The following is a 16,909-nucleotide window of genomic DNA, read 5'->3' as shown; positions in this document are numbered from 1 at the left end:
ATCCGATCAAGACCTGCAGCATGCGCGCATTGAGAGGTTCCTGCAACCGCATCGACAACGGGATAGACCTCCAATCCTTCCTTCGGCAGCTAAGTTGGCGCACGCGCGAAGGTGGATAACTCAACTCGTGAGGTACTTACAGAGGTGCGCGCTCAGCCGCTTAGGTGCCCTAACACTCTGATTTATAAGAGAACATTAATCTGAAAAGATTGGCTGGGGAACCTGGATTCTCACATGATTTCAATGGCTTAGTTGAAAAAGTATTGAAATTCCCTCTGTTTTCTGCCGCTTTCTGCCGCGAGCGACCGTGGATGCCACCATTGTGCCCTGGCTTTGGGCATCAGTCAACATGAGAGTACAGCAGCAAGTATTTCCGCTGGTTGACTGCGAGTTTTCCTTCCAGCGGCCACTACGGCGCTGCCATTTCGTACCATCTGTCGTTCGTGCACGGCGTTTTGGCGCATGCCTGAAAGCGTGCGTTGTCTTGGACATGATGCCATCGACAGCGCATCGTAATGAGGACCTCGCTACCCAGACGCCAGACAGCAGACAAACGGCCGCGGGCTCTCGGGCCTGTAGCGCTTGGATCTTTCCTTCCGCTCCAAGAAGTCGCGATAGCGGCCAAGTATCGCACAAATCGCTTTCATACTGTTGGGAGTCTTACCAGGCTTCTCATTTCCGGGCAGACGCAGCTATTCGCGAGCCATCTAATTTGGTCTTCACCAGCGGCCAATACCGCGAAATCCTGTCCTCCTTCCCGCAGCGCGTTCCGCAGATCGGCAATATGGATGCCAGTAATTTCGGTTTCGTGTTGCTACCAGTCACTATCAACGGAGTTAGCCTCCGAGGGCCGCGTCTTCGGTAACAGGCAATTCGTTTTCTGCGGCCCGGCAATCATTAAAAATTTATTGACGACATTTGAGATTATCGAATAGGTTGTGGCGGGGATTTGAGCAAAACACCTGCGTGGCAGGCTGCACGGCAGAGTAAATGTCTGCTGTGGCATAGATTTTTCTACATGCAAACTGATCGATGGGACGCTCCGCAGCACTTTATGTGCTTTGCGTCATGAGATCTTTGCTCTGAAAGAGGCATATTGTGAAGAAGTTGGTAACCGACGTCTTTGTCAGACGGCTCGCGCAGGTATTTCTATTGGCGATCGGCGCCGGCATCGTGGTTGTCTGCCTGGTGTTCATGGGACTGACGATCGATCACAGCAGTTCGGGCTTCGTTTCCAGCGACCGTTGGAAATACCTGTTCATGCAGGCGATTTCCTTTCCGTTCGACAGTGCGTTCGGAACCTTCGTCACCGGGCTCAGCGCGGTCATTCCGACGGTGCTTTCCTCGGTCTGTTTCGTCAACGTGACCGCCGATGGCGCTCCGCCAAAGGCAGGGAGCGTTTTGAACGGCGTGGGCCACGCCTTCATTCTTCTTCTGGCCGCCGGCATCCTGTTTTCAGTCGTCTCCATATTCCTGATCAGCACCGGAGACTGGTCTGGCGTGTTTCCGGCGGAGGCCCAGGACGCTTCTCTGAAGCAGATGCGGGCCCTTTTCGGCGGCCTGATGGCCATACAGGGCTCTTATCTGGCCATGCTGGTGAAGGATAAGTCATGACGCAGAAACACCGCCGCATGTTCGATACGGCCCATTTTCCCTCATGGTACCGCGCTGTCCTGTTGGCGATGTTCGCCGTGATGGCGTCGCCGGCCCGGCTGGCGGCGGGGGATCTGACCGTCGAAGTCCAGAGCAGGGCCGGGGTTGCGGCCTCGGCCGAGGTCAAATCCCGCGACACCGCGTTTCCGCGCACCGCCACGGACGGCAGATGGGCGTTCGATCTGCGCTCAAGGCCGGCGATCAGCATTCCGGTATCGATCACGGTGCCATCGCCACCGGCCGGTTATCAAAGCGAACAGATGAATTTCCAGATCCCGTTTTTTGCCGATCGCGACCAGGACTATCCCCTTGCGACGGCGATCGCCAATGACCCGACAAGCGATCTTGAAGGCGTGGGGCCGTTTCTGGCCGAAATGGGCCAGCCGGGTTTCAGCTATGGGAGCTCGTCGCTACTGTATCAAAGGGCCAGCCGCCTCTGGCAGGAGCGGCTGAAGCAGCTTGCCAACAGAGGCCCGAATGGCGACGATGTCGGCATTGCCTACTGGCTTCTGTTTGCGGCGGCCGATCTGGCCAAGCAATATTATTATCAGCCCGGAAATACCGTGCTCGAGGCCGCCGCCTGGATGAGCAAGCTGCCCAACCGGGCATTCCTCTATCAAAGCGTTCCACGCGCGACCGTGGACACGCTTCTCAAGCAGCTGCAGGGCTCGAATGCGACGATCTACGAGGCGGCAATCGGGCGCCTGCAGGCGGCGCGCAGCACGGATCGCGATTTTGCCTGCTCCCGGTTCCGGCGTCCCGACAGCGATTTCAACACTTTCACCGATCCCGAAAAGGCGCGTATCGACCCGGCCGGAAGCCTGACGCTGCGCATCAAGGAAAGCGTGACCTGGTGCGCGGCACAGCTTGCTTCCAACGCTGCCAAACCGGGCGCCGGCCTGACCGATGAACAGACGCAGGACATTCGCAGTACCGTGGATGCGGCGCGATCCGCCATCGGCACCGTGCCCGGTCCGGCCCGCACCGGAACCAATGCGCGGTTTATCCAGCAGAATATCAAGATCATCGAAAGCATCGTGGGGAAGTCGAAATGAGCGAGCTTTTTTGGTCTTCGCTTTTTCGCTTTCTGGTCCGCTCGGTGTTGGGTCTTCTACTCTCGGGCGTTCTGCTTTCGGGCTGCACGCCGGCGGAGCGGCAGTTTATCGAGGCCGGGGCGGGCCCGGATCTGATGAGCGAGGAGACGGCAATCGCCACGGATTCGCTCGAAAGTTACTTTGGCGAGATCTGCAGACAGGCGGATCTTCCGGTTGCCGCGGGGCATCGGCTCCGGTGCCTCTCGTCGGGATTTGACGAATATAGGTGGAATACGGTCGTGAAGGCCGGGATGAACGATATCGACCACCGGTGCGATCTTTATCTGGCCTGGCTGGAAAACAAACGCAACGAAAGGCCTTTCGTCAATTCGACCCTGGTCAGCCTGACGACCACGGCCGCCGGTGCGCTTGCCGTCGCCGTGCCGGGCAATGACGATGCGTTCAAATATGTCAGCATCGCGCTCGGTCTGGCGTCGCAAGCTTACGATGCCTATTACACCCGCGCGCTTTTAGGGCTGGAGCCTTCCACCATCAAGCTGACGGTGGAAAGCCGGCGCCTGCAATTTCGCGATAGATTTCTCACCGCGCGTTACCTGCAGAAGGTGGATGTCGTCGCGGTGCTGCGTTCCTATCTGAAACTCTGCACGCCGCAGACCATCACCATGGATGTCAACAGCTTCGCGCGGGCCGCAGTCACCGGCGTGGAACCGCCGCAGGTGGAGAATCTCGAGATCGAGCGGCGGGTTTTCGATACGCCGCGCAGGCCGAACGATCCGGGTATAGCACGACCGGGGCGGCCGCTGACGCCCTCGACAGCCGTTGCGCAGATCTTCAACGGGAAGAGAACGTATACGGATGCTGATCTCCGTCTTCTGCGGCGAAACCTTTGTGTGTCGCGTTCGGACCCCGACAATTCCCTCACCATGGCGGCGGTGAAGCTTTGGGAGGCGTTCGTTTATTCCGCGGGCGCTGCGGGGCCGGATGGACGTATCAACGACACGGAATGGGACGGACAGGGCCAGCTGCGGGGCGTGCGGGATATGCCCCAGTGTCAGCAAGGCAGATATCTGAATATCACCGAGAGCCTGCTGTTCCAGGAATATCCGTCAAGAGAAAAGCAATTCATTGAAGCGCTCAAGAAGGTCAAGGTTTTGACCGAGGGGCAAAATCTTGAAGACAGAGCGGTCCGCAATGCTGTCGTAACGGCAAGGCAGAAATGCAACATGTCGGCGCAGGACACGAATGATGCGTCGACAGTCTCAAAAGCTTTCTTCTACAAGGTCCTCGAGTGGGCCGATAAAGGGGAGGATCAACCCTGTGTCCCGATATAAGCTTGTCCAGAACCAGACCCTGCAACTCGTCAAATTTTACGTCCTGCCTTCGGAATCCTCGCCACATGTTGAGGGTGCTCCGCGCTTGTTGGGGGGCGATATCGTCACTCCGACCGGCAAGAGTGCCGAACGTGGTACCTGGATCGAAATCAGCTATCAGACAAACCCGGTCGCCCTACCTCTTACAGGATGGATACTCGCCACGTTCCTCGGAGCGCCGGCTGATGACGGTGCAGCCGTTGTTCCTCCGGTCGATGAGGGGGCTTTTGTTTCCGAATGTATCCGCTGCGAACTGGCGGATGCGGATGGCGGCACGGTCGGCTGCGATTATCTCATCGCGTGGGCGCTGATCGAAACGTCGCTCACGAATTTCGCGGCGCAGCTGAGCGATCCAACCGCGCTCGGTCCGTTTCAGATCTCGACGACCGAATGGGACGCCTATGTCGCCTCCGGATTGAATGTCACGTTCGGGCCGGACGGGCGCCTTTCGGGATATGCGCAGGTCGATTGCGCCGCCTGGATGGCCGAGCGGGATGCCAAAAGTTTTGGCGAGGGGATGGCGAGCCGGGACTATATCACCAGTCTTCTGAACATCTTTCATTCCCGGCTGATCGGCGTGGATGCAGCCGTGGCCGTTCAAAAGGCGATCAACGCCAAGACGCCGGCCACAAAGATGGACGAGATTTTTTCCGCTTGCCGGTACGACAAGTCGAAGATCGACCAGTTGCTGAAGGACCGCAAAAAATTTATCGGCGATGCCGCCGGAACCGGTTATGCAACCGTCGATGCTTTTGTCACTGCCACGTCCACGGCGCTTGAGACCGGCTTGGAGAAGGCATTTGATCTTATCGAACAATATGTTCCCGAATTTATCACGCCTGTCGTAGACGCCACGGTTGCCGCTGACTGGATGGCCGCGGCGGACAAGGAGTTCGCGGACTGGAAGACCGGAGGCTTCGTGGAAACATCCGGTGCGGGTCAGCAACGAGTGAGCCAGTATTTTGACGCCGCGACCAATCCGCATACATCCAGCGAGCCATGGTGCGGCGCATTTGCCGCCTGGTGCCTGGAAAAGGGCGGCGCCGAGCAGTATCAAGTGTTCGAACCGGAAGTTGCTTCCCACTGGACGCAATGGGGCGATCTCGAGCTGCGGCAGCGGGATTACGACAGCATTCCCCGCGGTGCGATCGTTGTTCTATCACCTCAGGACAACACAAGCGGCAGCGGGCATGTGGCGTTCTTTGATAAAAAGCTTTCCACCGACCAGATCCAGATTCTCGGGGGCAACCAGTCCGATCTCGTGACGACCATTCCGGCCTCGCGCGGCAAGATTGTCGCGATCCGTTGGCTGAGCACGCTGAACCCCGCCCCGGAACTGCCCCTTCCGGGGCCGGCTCCCGGCGGACACGACACCCGCAACCGGATCATCCTGGCGCGCACGCTGTATGGCGAGGCGCGCGACCAGGGTAAGGCTGGGCTGGAGGCAGTCGCAAATGTCGTGATGAACCGGGCCAAGGCCAAGAGCTGGTTCGGCAAGACGGTCGAGCACGTGTGTTTGAAAAACAAGCAGTTTTCCTGCTGGAATGCAGGTGACATCAACCGCGCCAAGATCGTCAACCTTCAGCCCAACAGCGGCGACGCGATCTTCGACCAGTGTTTCGCGATCGCCGGCGACGCCATCGCCGGCACGCTTGTCGATCAAACCGGCGGCGCCACACATTTTCACGCCGACACCATGAAACGCTTCCCCGACTGGGCGGCGACGATGACGCCGACGGCGCATATCGGTGCGCACATATTTTATAAAAAGACGGGGTGAGGTGCGGGCGGCAAGGCAACCTGAACACTCGCGAGTGTGTAAAAATTGAAAGGCAATCGGAGAGATTCAGCATCATTCGCCGGACGAGGTATGATGGAGACATCGACCTCTTCTTCAACCCTATCCTTGGAAGCTACCAACCATGCCAGATCCGCAAACTGTGCCGGCCGCCGACGGCGGGGTTGTTCCCGTTCAGATTCATGACGCTGCAGAAGTGGGCGATTGCAACGCCGTTGCAGTGCAGGCCCCTGCGCCTGCAAATGGCAACGAAGTCAACGGCGCTGCCATAGCAGCTGCAGCTCCTGAAAACGCCAACGCCGCCGACATGGCAGCCCCTGCCGCCGCTGCGCAGGGCGGTGTCGCTTCAGGTCAAGACATTGGCGCTGCGGCGCAAGGCGCCGCCGTGACGGAACCCGAAGAGAAACCCTTGGATTTTGCGAAAAGTGGCTTCGTGGTCACACGTCGCGAAGACAAGGACTTGCCGACCGTCTCGATTGCAGTTGCCGACGTGGATCCATCGGCGGAGCTTCTCGAATTCAAGAATGCGGTCGAGTTGACGGAGTGGATCATCAGAAGCCTGCGGAAAACCCGCTCTAAAAATGCCAGCAATGCCGAACTGGTTACCTATATCGACAGGCTAGTCCTGATCGCCAAGGCTGGGCTTGAGGCAGAAACACCTTCGAAAGCCGCCTGGTCCGCGTTGCGGGATCTGCAGAAATATATCGAATATGTCGAAGGACCCGGTGTTAAAAACAAGTACATGATCAACCTCGGCCAGTGGGCAGCCGGATCATTCGTTGCCGGATTTATGGTCTATTTCATCATCTCGCCTTATCTCATCGATGCAGAAACCGATTATTCAAAACTTCTGCTGGTTTGGTCGGGAACGATGATGGGAGCATGGCTCTCTTTCGGGATCCGGAATATCAAAATTCCCTTCGAAAATCTCGGCGGGTTGGAAGCCGACCTGATGACACCTCCTGTCCGGTTGGTTTTTACCGGATTGTTGTCGCTGGTGCTGACTGCGTTGTTTGTCGTGCAGATCGTCACCTTCAAGATCGGCACGCTCGATACGACGGCGATCCTGTCGTCTGTTCAGGTGGCGCTTGTCGTCGGGTTGTTTTGCGGCATCGGCGAACAGGCCTTGCCATCCACGCTTGGACGCCGTGCAACACAATTTTTCAATCAGGTCGATGGCGACACAAAAAAAGCCGGAGGTTCCGTACAATGAGAGCCGTCATTCTTGGCATCCTGCTCAACTGCATGTCTGTTATCGTCGTGCACCAGGAGGCATTGTCGGAGCAGACGACCCCATTTCTTCTTGAAAGCGGAAAATGCACAGAGTTCTGGAAATCGCCTTCCGGAGCAATATTCGTCAATCTTGGCGGATGTTTCGGTCAAAGCGCATTTCGGCTTGAAAACAGCCGGATCAGTAAGGAGGATTACATCCTGACAAGCAACGGAAACTGCCTCTATTACAACAATCAGCAACTCTTGTTGTCGCAATGCCGCAATTGGCATTACCAGTGGCGTAGGGCGAAAGCGGATAGTGGCTTCATGCTACATAACAATGACGCGCATGCATGTCTGACGCGAAAAAAGCCCTTGAGTTCAAAGGAAATAGAGATCGTTATGGAAAAATGCAGCCCGCAGCAGCTTACCCAGCAATGGATGATCGGCGCCCCTGGATAAACAACGAGGCCGACCCAGCAGAGGCAGTCTTGAAGAACGCCCTGGCCAATTTGGAAAGCTCCCTTCCAAGGCATCGTGTGGACAATTATCATTGAATTCTTCTAAATAGAGCCTCGCCGTATTGGAAAACGGACGAACCGGGGAGCGTGCCCCGGACCGGCGGGATCAAAACCCAAAATACAGCCAGTCCTAAGCTATACCGGCGACGGCTGACGCCAGTATACTCGCTCCGACGCATCGAAAATTGTGCTTATGGTCAGCCTCCTGGCAACGAGCTAATGTCCGCTATCAGCAATCCGCTTACGACTAACAGACAGTCTGCCGCCGGTCCGATAACACACATCGCTTGCGGGTTCCCAGCCAACTTTCCGGGCGTCTTCGAACTCGACGGATAGCCCAAGAAACTACGGTAGAGATCGCTCAACTTATTGAGACGACGCCACTTTTTCGTCTGGGAGTTGATAGCCAGTTTAGGTAAAAAGCAGGGTCAAAATGAGTTCCCTGGGGGAGCTGGATTCTCACATGATTTCAATGACTTAACGAACCAGCCCTTGAATTCGCTATATTTTCCCATCGCGAGCGACCGTGGATGTCACCTTTGTGCCCTGGCTCTGGGCTTCATTCAACGGGCCCGTTGAGCGGTAATTATTTCCGATTTTTGGTTATCCAAGTTTCTGTCATGCTCGATTACATGATGAGGGCCAAAGGTTTTCAAAGGGGAGCTTGGACCCGTTCGTGTCCTGCCTGACATGGGGTGGACTCCGACTTCGACGGAAGGAAACAAAGCTCCACGCGTGTACCTTCCCCTAAGCGAGAGGTGATTCTGACTTCACCACCAGACTGGCGGACGAACCCATAGACCATAGCGAGCCCGAGGCCAGACCCCCCGGTTCTTGATCTCGTGGTGAAGTAAGGTTCCATCGCTTGGTCGAGGACTTCGGGCGACATGCCAACACCTTCGTCGATGACTGCGATGATGACGGCTTCGATGGTTCCAGACGCTTCCACTCTGACCGTTCCGCCATCCGGCATGGCAGCCGATGCGTTCAGGCAAAGGTTGAGTATCGATTGCTCAAGCAGCGCAGGATCGAGGCAGACTGTTGGTAGACTGGCTGCAAGGTCCAGTTCCAGTCGATTGCGGGTGCCTATCGCCATCTCCAAGACATCGGCCATCCCTTGAAGGATCGTTGCAATCTCGATTGAGGCCGGACGGATCTGCTGCTGACTGCCGATGGATAACATGCTGGAGGCGAGGGCTCGCCCGCGCTCGGCGGCTTTGCGGATGCGCCCCAGGTGCCGCTTCTGCCGTTCCGTAAAATCGGGTTCCCGTTCGAGCAGGCCAAGGCTGCCGGTAATAATGCCGATCATGTTGCCGACTTCATGGCTGACCTGGTGCGTCATCCGCATTACCACGTCCAGGCGTTGGGCACGGGCCGCTTCCATCTCCTGGCGGTCCATGGCCGTCACGTCGCGGGCGAGCAGAACAACCCCTCCGTCCGGCTGCCTTGACGCGGAAATCTCCACCACCTGGTCGTCGACAAAACGGTGCCGAAGAACCTGACGCTCAAAAAGTGCGCCACGCTCATTTTCGGCAGGCAGCAGCACAGGATCAATCTCCGGTACGGTTGCGACGAACCGGCGTAGTGACATTTTCCGCGAGGATCCTGTCTGCCGCATCAGTTCGATAATGCGCCGGTTCATGGTGATCGGTTGACCGCCAGGATCGAAGAGGGCGATGCCTTCGTTCATCGTCCGGAACGTCGATCGGATAGTGCGCGCAGCCGCTTCGGCCGTACGTCTGAGGCGTGATACGCGGTCGACGCTCTCCTTGAAGGCGCGGAAGGCGTCGAGCAGGCGGATCAGTTCCGTTTCCGTCCCCGCATAAACGGGTGGTCCGACATTTTCCTCTCCGCGTGCCAGCGCATTCATGCCGCGCGAGAGATCGCCGATCCCATGAGACACGCGCATGACCGAGCGGATGGAGACAATGGCCAGGATCACGACTGCAAAGGAAGCGATCACCGTCATGCCAAGCAACTGACGCAACGCGCTTGAAGTGGCTTCGAGGTTCTGGTTCAGCGCATTGGCAACGAATGTGCTCTGGGTTTCGGTTGCATGTGAGAGGTCGCGCGACACGGTATGCAGACGTGAGACGGATGCGCGGATGGTGAACATCTCGAGGAGGTAGCGTGTCTGCGCCTCGAAGATCCTTCGATACGGTTCGAGCTGTTCAGGCGAGATCTGCAAGTCGGGTCCCGCGGCCAGCATGGGGACCGTCGTCTCGGCCACGAAGCGTCGTTGAAGTTCGCCAAGCTGAAAGAGGCTATCCGATGTCGATGCGGATTGTGCGATGCTGTTCAGACGCTGACGCAGATCCTGATCCTGGATGGCCCGAGCCGTTGCGATCTCTCCGAGCGCCACCGCCGCTTCAGCCCTATATTCTTGCGCGGCATCGGCATTGGTCGCAAGTGCCAGTGTCTGCGTTTCGATATCTTCGAGGAGTTCGATGATCCGGCGCGCACCGCCGCCCTGGCTGGTCACACCCGTTTGCTCCGGCGCCATTGTCTTGAGGAGCGTCTCAACCTGCGCCACCACCGCGCGACTCTCGCTTGAGACACGATAGGGAGACGTGGCATTCATCAGGAATGGCGCACTCGATACAAGATCGGACACTTGCCTCGACACCAGCGAGGCCTTGGCGAGGCTCGAAAAGGCCTGTACACTGTAGGCCGACATTTCACTGCGTGCCCTCTGCAGGCCATAGATGGCAACGGTCGACAGAAGGAGAACCGAGACGCAGATGAAGGCGATTGCAAATGGCAACCGGAAGGCGATCGAGGAGACGAAGGCGCGGTTGATCAAGGCAACAATCCAGCATCACCGGTGTGCAGGACATAACCCTTGCCGCGCCGGGTCTGGATATGGCGTGGAAGGTCGGGATTCCGTTCGATCTTGCGCCTCAGACGCAGCACCAGAACATCGACGTTACGATCGACGAAACGATCAGAGTCGGCGCCCATGCGATCGAGAATCTGTGCACGGCTGACGGGCGTATTCGGCATCTCGGCGAGGATCTCGAGCAGGGCGAACTCTGCTGACGTCAACGTCTTGGTGGGATCGGCAAGGCAAACGGCACGGCGCTGACCCAGATCGACGGCCCAATCGCCGAGCCTAAGCGTTGCGGCGGCATGGTCGCGGTCGCCCTCTCTATCGTAGCGCAATTGTGGATGCGTGCGACGGAGAACTGCCTTGATCCGTGCTGTCAGCTCGTTCGGTTCGAACGGCTTTACGACATAATCGTCCGCCGCCGTCTCGAGGCCCAGAACCCGATCCGTCGCGCTCCCCGCTGCCGTGACCATGACGATGCCGACGTCGGTTTGCGCCCTCAAACGCTGCGCGAAGGCACGGCCCGAGAGACCTGGCAGATTATGGTCAACGAGAACCAGTTGAACCGCCTCATGCTGCAATCGCTCCTGCGCAGCCTCGGCGGAGGGTGCCGTCAATGGTATCCAGCCTTCAGCCTCCACAAGATCACAAATAAGCTCCGCCATATCCGGATCGTCCTCGACGATCAGAATTTTTACCTTCTGGTTCAACACGTTGCAGTCCTCCCACCGTCATCATAACCGCACGGTGGAAAAACGCCAAAGACTTGCTGGTTATCGGCGAGTGTCACAATTGTAATATTTGCAATCTCTGCAATGCGTGACGCTCCCGGCTTGAAAGATCAGTAACCATTCTGTGGGTTGCCAGCCCGGACTGATATGATCATGCTTCATTCATTGGAACGGGGAGGTTCCAAGGGAGGAAGACGTGAGATTATTGACCGCCATCGGTGCCGGCGTCCTTGTGACATTCGCCACGGCTACGGGTTCCCGGTCTGCCGGCACGCTGAACATCCTCTGCGGTGTCGATGAGGCGTGGTGCGCGGTCATGGAAAAGACCTACGAGGCGAAGACTGGCCTTCATGTCACCATGGCCCGGATGAGCACCGGCGAGATCCTCGATCGTGTCCGGGCCGAGAAGGATGCGCCGACCGTCGATGTCTGGTGGGGCGGCACGGGGGTCACGCATCTGCAGGCAGCCTATGAAGGTCTCCTCGAACGCCATCGGCCTCGACAGGAAGCAGATCTTCTGCCCTGGGCACGGAACTTCTACTCTTTGTCGGGTGGCACATCCGTCGGTCTGTACGCCGGGGCGCTCGGCTTCGCCTACAATGCGGATCTTCTCTCGGCGGAAGGATTGCCGGCGCCCAACTGCTGGAAGGATCTCGCCAAGCCGATCTATCGCGGCCATATCCTGTCCGGCAATCCGCACTCGTCGGGCACGGCCTTTACGACCCTCGTCACGCTGGTGCAGCTCCTCGGCGAGGACGAGGCTTTCGCCTATATGCGCGAGCTTGGCCGCAATATCGCCGAATACACCAAGGCCGGTTCAGAGCCAGTCAAGGCGGCGGGCAGAGGAAAGATCACGATCGGCATCGCCTTCATGCACGATGCCGTCACCCAGAAGGAGGCAGGCGCTCCCCTTGTGATCGTCGCGCCCTGCGAAGGCACCGGCTACGAAATCGGAGCGGTCAGCATCGTCAAGGGCAGCCGAAATGTGGAAGAGGCACGCCGTTTCGTCGATTTTGCGCTGAGCCCCGAAGGACAGGCAACCGGTGCTGCCGCTGGACAGAACCAGGTGCCATCCAATGCCAGGGCAAAGCTTCCGCCTGCCGCTCCGGACATTTCGATGATCAAGATGGTGGACTATGATTTCGCCACCTTCGGTTCGCCCGAACAGCGAGATCGGCTCTTGAGCCGCTTCGATCGCGAGATCAATCCAACCAACTGATTTCCTACGACCGGACCATCCCGGACACGGTGCTTTCTCGGCGCCGCCGCCGAAGGCTTGTCCCTTTTCTGCGACTTCCATCAAACACAAGCAACAGGAGGATACCCATGCGACTGAAACTTCTTTCAACTCTTCTCTTTGCAGGCACGAGCCTGGCTGCCGGTTCGGCCATGGCTGCCGGCGAGCTCAACCTCATTTGCGCCGCCGATGTCGTCATCTGCGAACAGATGAAGGGCGATTTCGAAAAGGCTCATGACATCAAGGTCAACATGGTCCGCATGTCCTCGGGCGAGGCCTACGCCAAGATCCGCGCCGAAGCGCGCAATCCGAAGACCGACCTCTGGTGGGCGGGTACCGGCGATCCCCACCTCCAGGCTGCGTCCGAAGGGCTGAGCGCGGAATACAAGTCGCCGATGCTGGACCAGTTGCAGGATTGGGCCAAGAAGCAGGCCGAAAGCTCGGGCTTCAGGACCGTCGGCGTCTATGCCGGTGCGCTCGGCTGGGGCTACAACACCGAGATCTTCAAGCGGAAGGGGTACAAGGAGCCCACCTGCTGGGCGGATCTTCTGGCACCCGAACTGAAGGGCGAGATCCAGATCGCCAACCCGAACTCGTCGGGGACCGCCTATACGGCGCTTGCCTCGCTCGTGCAGATCATGGGGCAAGACAAGGCCTTCGAATATTTGAAGTCGCTGAATGCCAATATCTCGCAATACACAAAGTCAGGCTCCGCGCCGGTGAAGGCGGCCGCCCGCGGCGAGACTGGTCTCGGCATCGTCTTCATGCATGACGCCGTCGCACAGACCGCCGAAGGCTTCCCTGTCAAGACCATCGCACCCTGCGAAGGCACCGGCTACGAAATCGGCTCCATGTCGATCGTCAAGGGTGCCCGCAACATGGCAAACGCCAAGACCTGGTACGACTGGTCTCTGAAGCCTGACGTTCAGTCGCGCATGAAGGATGCCAAGTCTTTCCAGCTTCCATCGAACAAGAGCGCGGAGATCCCCAAGGAAGCGCCGCGCTTCGAAGACATCAAGCTGATCGATTACGACTTCAAGACCTACGGGGATTCCGACCGGCGCAAGGCGCTGCTTGAGCGCTGGGATCGCGAAATCGGCGCCGTCGCCAACTGATGCGACCTCGTTCCGGCCGGCGGTCTGACGATTGCCGGCCACCTCCTATTCTTGCATTCCTTCGAATGAGGTCGACCATGAGACATGGCAACCGCAGACTGGACCTGTTGCTGGCCCTTGGCGCCGCGTCCTTCCTTCTGCTTCCCTGGTACAGGCAGGAGACCGGCTTTTTCGGCCTGAACTGGCTCCGTGACTTCCCGTTTTCGGCGCAAGCCGCGCCAGGCATTTTGCAGCTTATCAGTTACGGCCGCCTCTGGCTTCTTGGTGTCGTCCTCTTCTTCGGGCTCGGGCTCGCGGCCCGTTTCATCGCCGATCCAATGCGGCGAGGCGCATTCTTCGCGGCTGCCGGTGCCGCAGGGCTCGTCTATCTCTGCCTGCAGGGGTTGGCGGTGGGCTTCTCCGGCTGGACCTGGGCGATCAGCGAAGCCCTTTTCGGACCCCTGTCTGACGGGCAAGCCTCCATGGGAGCCGGCGCCGTCTCCATGGCAATTGTCTTCGTTCTCATGTTCGCCTTCGGACTGGTCCAACGCGGCGTGATGAAGGGGGATGCCTTCGTCGTCGGATCGATCTCGCTGCTTGTCTTCCTCGTCTTCGTCTTTGTCTTTTATCCCATCGGCAGCATGCTGGTGGCTGCCGTTCAGGATTTCGATGGCTCCTTCAAGCCGGACGGTTTTATCAAAAATCTGCAGGATCCCGGCATCTGGAGCCTGAGTTGCGCGATCGGCGACGGACGTTGCGGCGTCGCCTGGCGGACCTTCACGCTCGCCATCATGACGGCGTCCGCCTCCACCCTGCTGGGGCTTGCCTTCGCGCTTGTGGCCACCCGCACCCGCTTCCCCTTCAAGAAGGGGCTGCGACTGCTCACCGTACTGCCGATCATCACGCCGCCCTTCGTCATCGGTCTCGCGCTCGTGCTGCTCTTCGGTCGTGCCGGTGTGGTCACCCAGACGCTGTCCAGCCTCTTCGGCATCGAACCCGGTCGCTGGCTTTATGGATTGACCGGCATCTGGATTGCCCAGGTCCTGTCCTTCACCCCGATCTCCTTCCTTGTGCTGATCGGTGTCGTCGAGGGCGTCAGCCCGTCGATGGAAGAGGCGTCGCAGACGCTGCGCGCCAACCGCTGGCGCACCTTCTGGCGGGTATCGCTGCCACTCATGAAACCGGGCCTCGCCAATGCCTTCCTGATCGGCTTCATCGAAAGCATGGCTGATTTCGGCAATCCGCTCGTGCTCGGCGGCAGCAATGGCGTGCTCTCGACAGAAATCTTCTTTGCCGTGGTCGGCTCGCAAAACGATCCCTCACGGGCTGCCGTCCTGGCCCTCGTCCTGCTCTTTTTCACGCTCTCGGCCTTCCTTGCCCAGCGCCTCTGGCTGTCAGGCAAGAACTTCGCAACCGTCACGGGCAAGGGAGACAGTGGGGCGCATATCGCGCTGCCACGCGGGCTGTCGATCGGCGTCCATGCCATTGTCATCCCTTGGATGATCTTCACCGTCGTCGTCTATGGCATGATCCTCGTTGGCGGCTTCGTCACCACCTGGGGCCTCGATAGCACGCTGACGATCAGCCACTACGCCCGCGCCTTCTCCGTGAACATCGAGAACGGCTCGATCGCCTGGACGGGCGTTGCCTGGAATTCCTTCTGGACAACTATGGAGATTGCGCTCATCTCCGCGCCCCTGACCGCAGCTGTTGGTCTGCTGACTGCCTATATCATCGTCCGGCAGAAATTCGCCGGCCGGAACCTCTTCGAATTCGCCCTGATGATGAGCTTCGCCATCCCCGGCACGGTCATCGGCGTCAGCTACATCCTGGCCTTCAACCTGCCGCCGCTCGAAATGACCGGCTCGGCGCTGATCCTGATCGCCTGCTTCGTCTTCCGCAACATGCCGGTCGGCGTGCGCGGCGGGATTGCGGCGATGAGCCAGCTCGACAAGAGCCTGGACGAGGCTTCGCTGACGCTTCGGGCGAACAGCTTCCGCACGGTGCGAAAGATCATCCTGCCGCTGCTCCGCCCGGCAATTACGGCAGCGCTCGTATACTCCTTCGTCCGCGCCATCACCTCGATCAGCGCCGTGATTTTCCTCGTCAGCGCCGAACACAACATGGCGACCTCTTATATCGTCGGCCTTGTCGAAAACGGCGAATACGGTGTGGCAATCGCTTACTCCTCAATGCTGATCGTCGTGATGATTGCCATTATTGCCGGCTTCCAACTCCTCGTCGGCGAACGCAGGCTCCGCCGTGAAAATCGTGTCGCCGGCCTCGCCAACAAAAGTCTCGTTCCTCTTGGTCAGGAGAAAACCGCATGATCACCGTCAAAGCCGGATCCGTCACCTTCCAGAACGTCCGCAAGACCTTTGGTGCCTTCACTGCCATCCACGATCTATCGCTCACCATCGAACCGGGCACGCTGGTAACACTGCTCGGCCCCTCCGGCTGCGGCAAGACCACGACGCTGCGCATGCTGGCGGGCCTGGAGCATCCGACCTCCGGGAAGATCCTGATCGGCGGCAAGGATGTCACCATGCTGCCGGCCAATGAGCGCGACGTCTCCATGGTCTTCCAGTCCTATGCGCTCTTTCCGCACATGACATCGCTGGAAAACGTCGCCTATGGCCTCCAATCGTCGGGCATAGGCCAGAAGGAAGCGCGCGAGAAGGCCGAAGAAGGCCTGAAGCTCGTCGGCCTCGCCGGCATGGGCCATCGCCTGCCGGCCGAACTTTCGGGCGGCCAGCAGCAGCGTGTCGCCGTCGCCCGTGCGCTCGTTCTGGAACCGCAGGTGTTGCTGCTCGACGAGCCGCTCTCCAACCTCGATGCAAGGCTTCGCCGCCGGGTCCGCACGGAAATCCGCGACCTCCAGCAGCGGCTTGGTTTCACCGCCGTCTATGTCACCCATGATCAGGACGAGGCGCTGGCGGTCTCCGACCGGATCATCGTGATGAAAGACGGCGAGATCGCCCAATCCGGCGCACCGCGGGAACTCTACGAAGCCCCTGCCTCGCCCTTCATCGCCGACTTTATGGGTGAGGCGAATGTGCTCCCCTGTGAAATCCTCCACTCCAATGGCACGGAGGTGCTCGTACGGGTCAGCAATATCGAGCATCGCCTGCAGTCCAGAGCCGGCCAGGGCCCAGCCAAACTCGCGGTCCGACCCGGTTCCATCCGCATAGGTTCCGCTAGCGCTGAAGGGTTGAAGGGGCGCGTCCTTCATTCCGCCTATCTCGGCGGCCATGTCGAATATGAAGTCGAGACCGATGTCGGGACGCTCTTCGTCATCGACCACGATGTCGATCATGCCCATGCCGCCCCAAGCGACGTGACATTGGCGTTCAAGAACCGTGGCATTGCCGTCATCAGCGGCTGATGAGTTTTCCAGAAGATCAAGGAATA

Annotated in this window: 12 protein-coding genes; 10 read left to right on the top strand and 2 right to left on the bottom strand. The window is 58.9% G+C overall.

Translation table 11 applies throughout. The features are described from left to right. Nucleotides 1-1,098: 1,098 nt before the first annotated feature. From ACEXP3_RS03810 to ACEXP3_RS03785, 6 genes are all read left to right on the top strand, one after another. Complete coding sequence (locus ACEXP3_RS03810; RefSeq protein ID WP_377296042.1) at nt 1,099-1,614, top strand: hypothetical protein; 516 nt, start codon at nt 1,099-1,101, stop codon at nt 1,612-1,614. Next, nucleotides 1,611-2,708: a hypothetical protein gene (locus ACEXP3_RS03805; protein WP_377296041.1), complete on the top strand. Its 1,098-nt coding sequence runs from the start codon at nt 1,611-1,613 to the stop codon at nt 2,706-2,708. Before ACEXP3_RS03810 ends, ACEXP3_RS03805 begins: the two co-directional genes overlap by 4 nt. Continuing rightward, nucleotides 2,705-4,039 (top strand): hypothetical protein, encoded by a 1,335-nt coding sequence (locus ACEXP3_RS03800; protein ID WP_377296040.1) that lies wholly within the window; start codon nt 2,705-2,707, stop codon nt 4,037-4,039. Before ACEXP3_RS03805 ends, ACEXP3_RS03800 begins: the two co-directional genes overlap by 4 nt. Further along, nucleotides 4,026-5,858, top strand: coding sequence for a cell wall hydrolase (locus tag ACEXP3_RS03795; RefSeq protein WP_377296039.1), 1,833 nt, complete (start codon nt 4,026-4,028; stop codon nt 5,856-5,858). Before ACEXP3_RS03800 ends, ACEXP3_RS03795 begins: the two co-directional genes overlap by 14 nt. Before the next feature lie 142 nt (nt 5,859-6,000). Next, nucleotides 6,001-7,089, top strand: coding sequence for a hypothetical protein (locus tag ACEXP3_RS03790; RefSeq protein ID WP_377296038.1), 1,089 nt, complete (start codon nt 6,001-6,003; stop codon nt 7,087-7,089). Continuing rightward, nucleotides 7,086-7,550, top strand: coding sequence for a ricin-type beta-trefoil lectin domain protein (locus ACEXP3_RS03785; protein WP_377296037.1), 465 nt, complete (start codon nt 7,086-7,088; stop codon nt 7,548-7,550). Before ACEXP3_RS03790 ends, ACEXP3_RS03785 begins: the two co-directional genes overlap by 4 nt. A gap of 711 nt (nt 7,551-8,261) precedes the next feature. On the opposite strand, the gene ACEXP3_RS03780 is transcribed toward ACEXP3_RS03785, so the two are convergent. Both ACEXP3_RS03780 and ACEXP3_RS03775 read right to left on the bottom strand, forming a co-directional pair. Next, nucleotides 8,262-10,412, bottom strand: coding sequence for a sensor histidine kinase (locus tag ACEXP3_RS03780; protein ID WP_377296036.1), 2,151 nt, complete (start codon nt 10,410-10,412; stop codon nt 8,262-8,264). Further along, complete coding sequence (locus ACEXP3_RS03775; RefSeq protein ID WP_377296035.1) at nt 10,409-11,149, bottom strand: response regulator transcription factor; 741 nt, start codon at nt 11,147-11,149, stop codon at nt 10,409-10,411. The genes ACEXP3_RS03780 and ACEXP3_RS03775 overlap by 4 nt, the downstream gene beginning before the upstream one ends. A 214-nt stretch (nt 11,150-11,363) precedes the next feature. Between ACEXP3_RS03775 and ACEXP3_RS03770 the strand changes: the two genes are divergently transcribed. The 4 genes from ACEXP3_RS03770 to ACEXP3_RS03755 all read left to right on the top strand — a co-directional run bounded on the left by ACEXP3_RS03770 (nt 11,364) and on the right by ACEXP3_RS03755 (nt 16,883). Continuing rightward, on the top strand, nt 11,364-12,386 hold the full coding sequence (locus ACEXP3_RS03770; protein WP_377296034.1) for an ABC transporter substrate-binding protein: 1,023 nt from the start codon (nt 11,364-11,366) through the stop codon (nt 12,384-12,386). A gap of 107 nt (nt 12,387-12,493) precedes the next feature. Next, the gene (locus ACEXP3_RS03765; protein ID WP_377296033.1) at nt 12,494-13,519 is read left to right on the top strand and encodes an ABC transporter substrate-binding protein; all 1,026 of its coding nucleotides are present in this window, start codon (nt 12,494-12,496) and stop codon (nt 13,517-13,519) included. A gap of 77 nt (nt 13,520-13,596) precedes the next feature. Beyond that, nucleotides 13,597-15,828, top strand: a complete 2,232-nt coding sequence (locus tag ACEXP3_RS03760; protein ID WP_377296032.1) for an ABC transporter permease — start codon at nt 13,597-13,599, stop codon at nt 15,826-15,828. After that, nucleotides 15,825-16,883, top strand: coding sequence for an ABC transporter ATP-binding protein (locus ACEXP3_RS03755; RefSeq protein ID WP_377296031.1), 1,059 nt, complete (start codon nt 15,825-15,827; stop codon nt 16,881-16,883). Before ACEXP3_RS03760 ends, ACEXP3_RS03755 begins: the two co-directional genes overlap by 4 nt. The last annotated feature ends 26 nt before the right edge of the window (nt 16,884-16,909 follow it).

It is taken from the genome of Neorhizobium fuzhouense, assembly GCF_042611105.1.
GTDB classification, from domain to species: Bacteria; Pseudomonadota; Alphaproteobacteria; order Rhizobiales; family Rhizobiaceae; genus Neorhizobium; species Neorhizobium galegae_A.
This window is presented reverse-complemented; position numbering and strand designations above follow the sequence as displayed.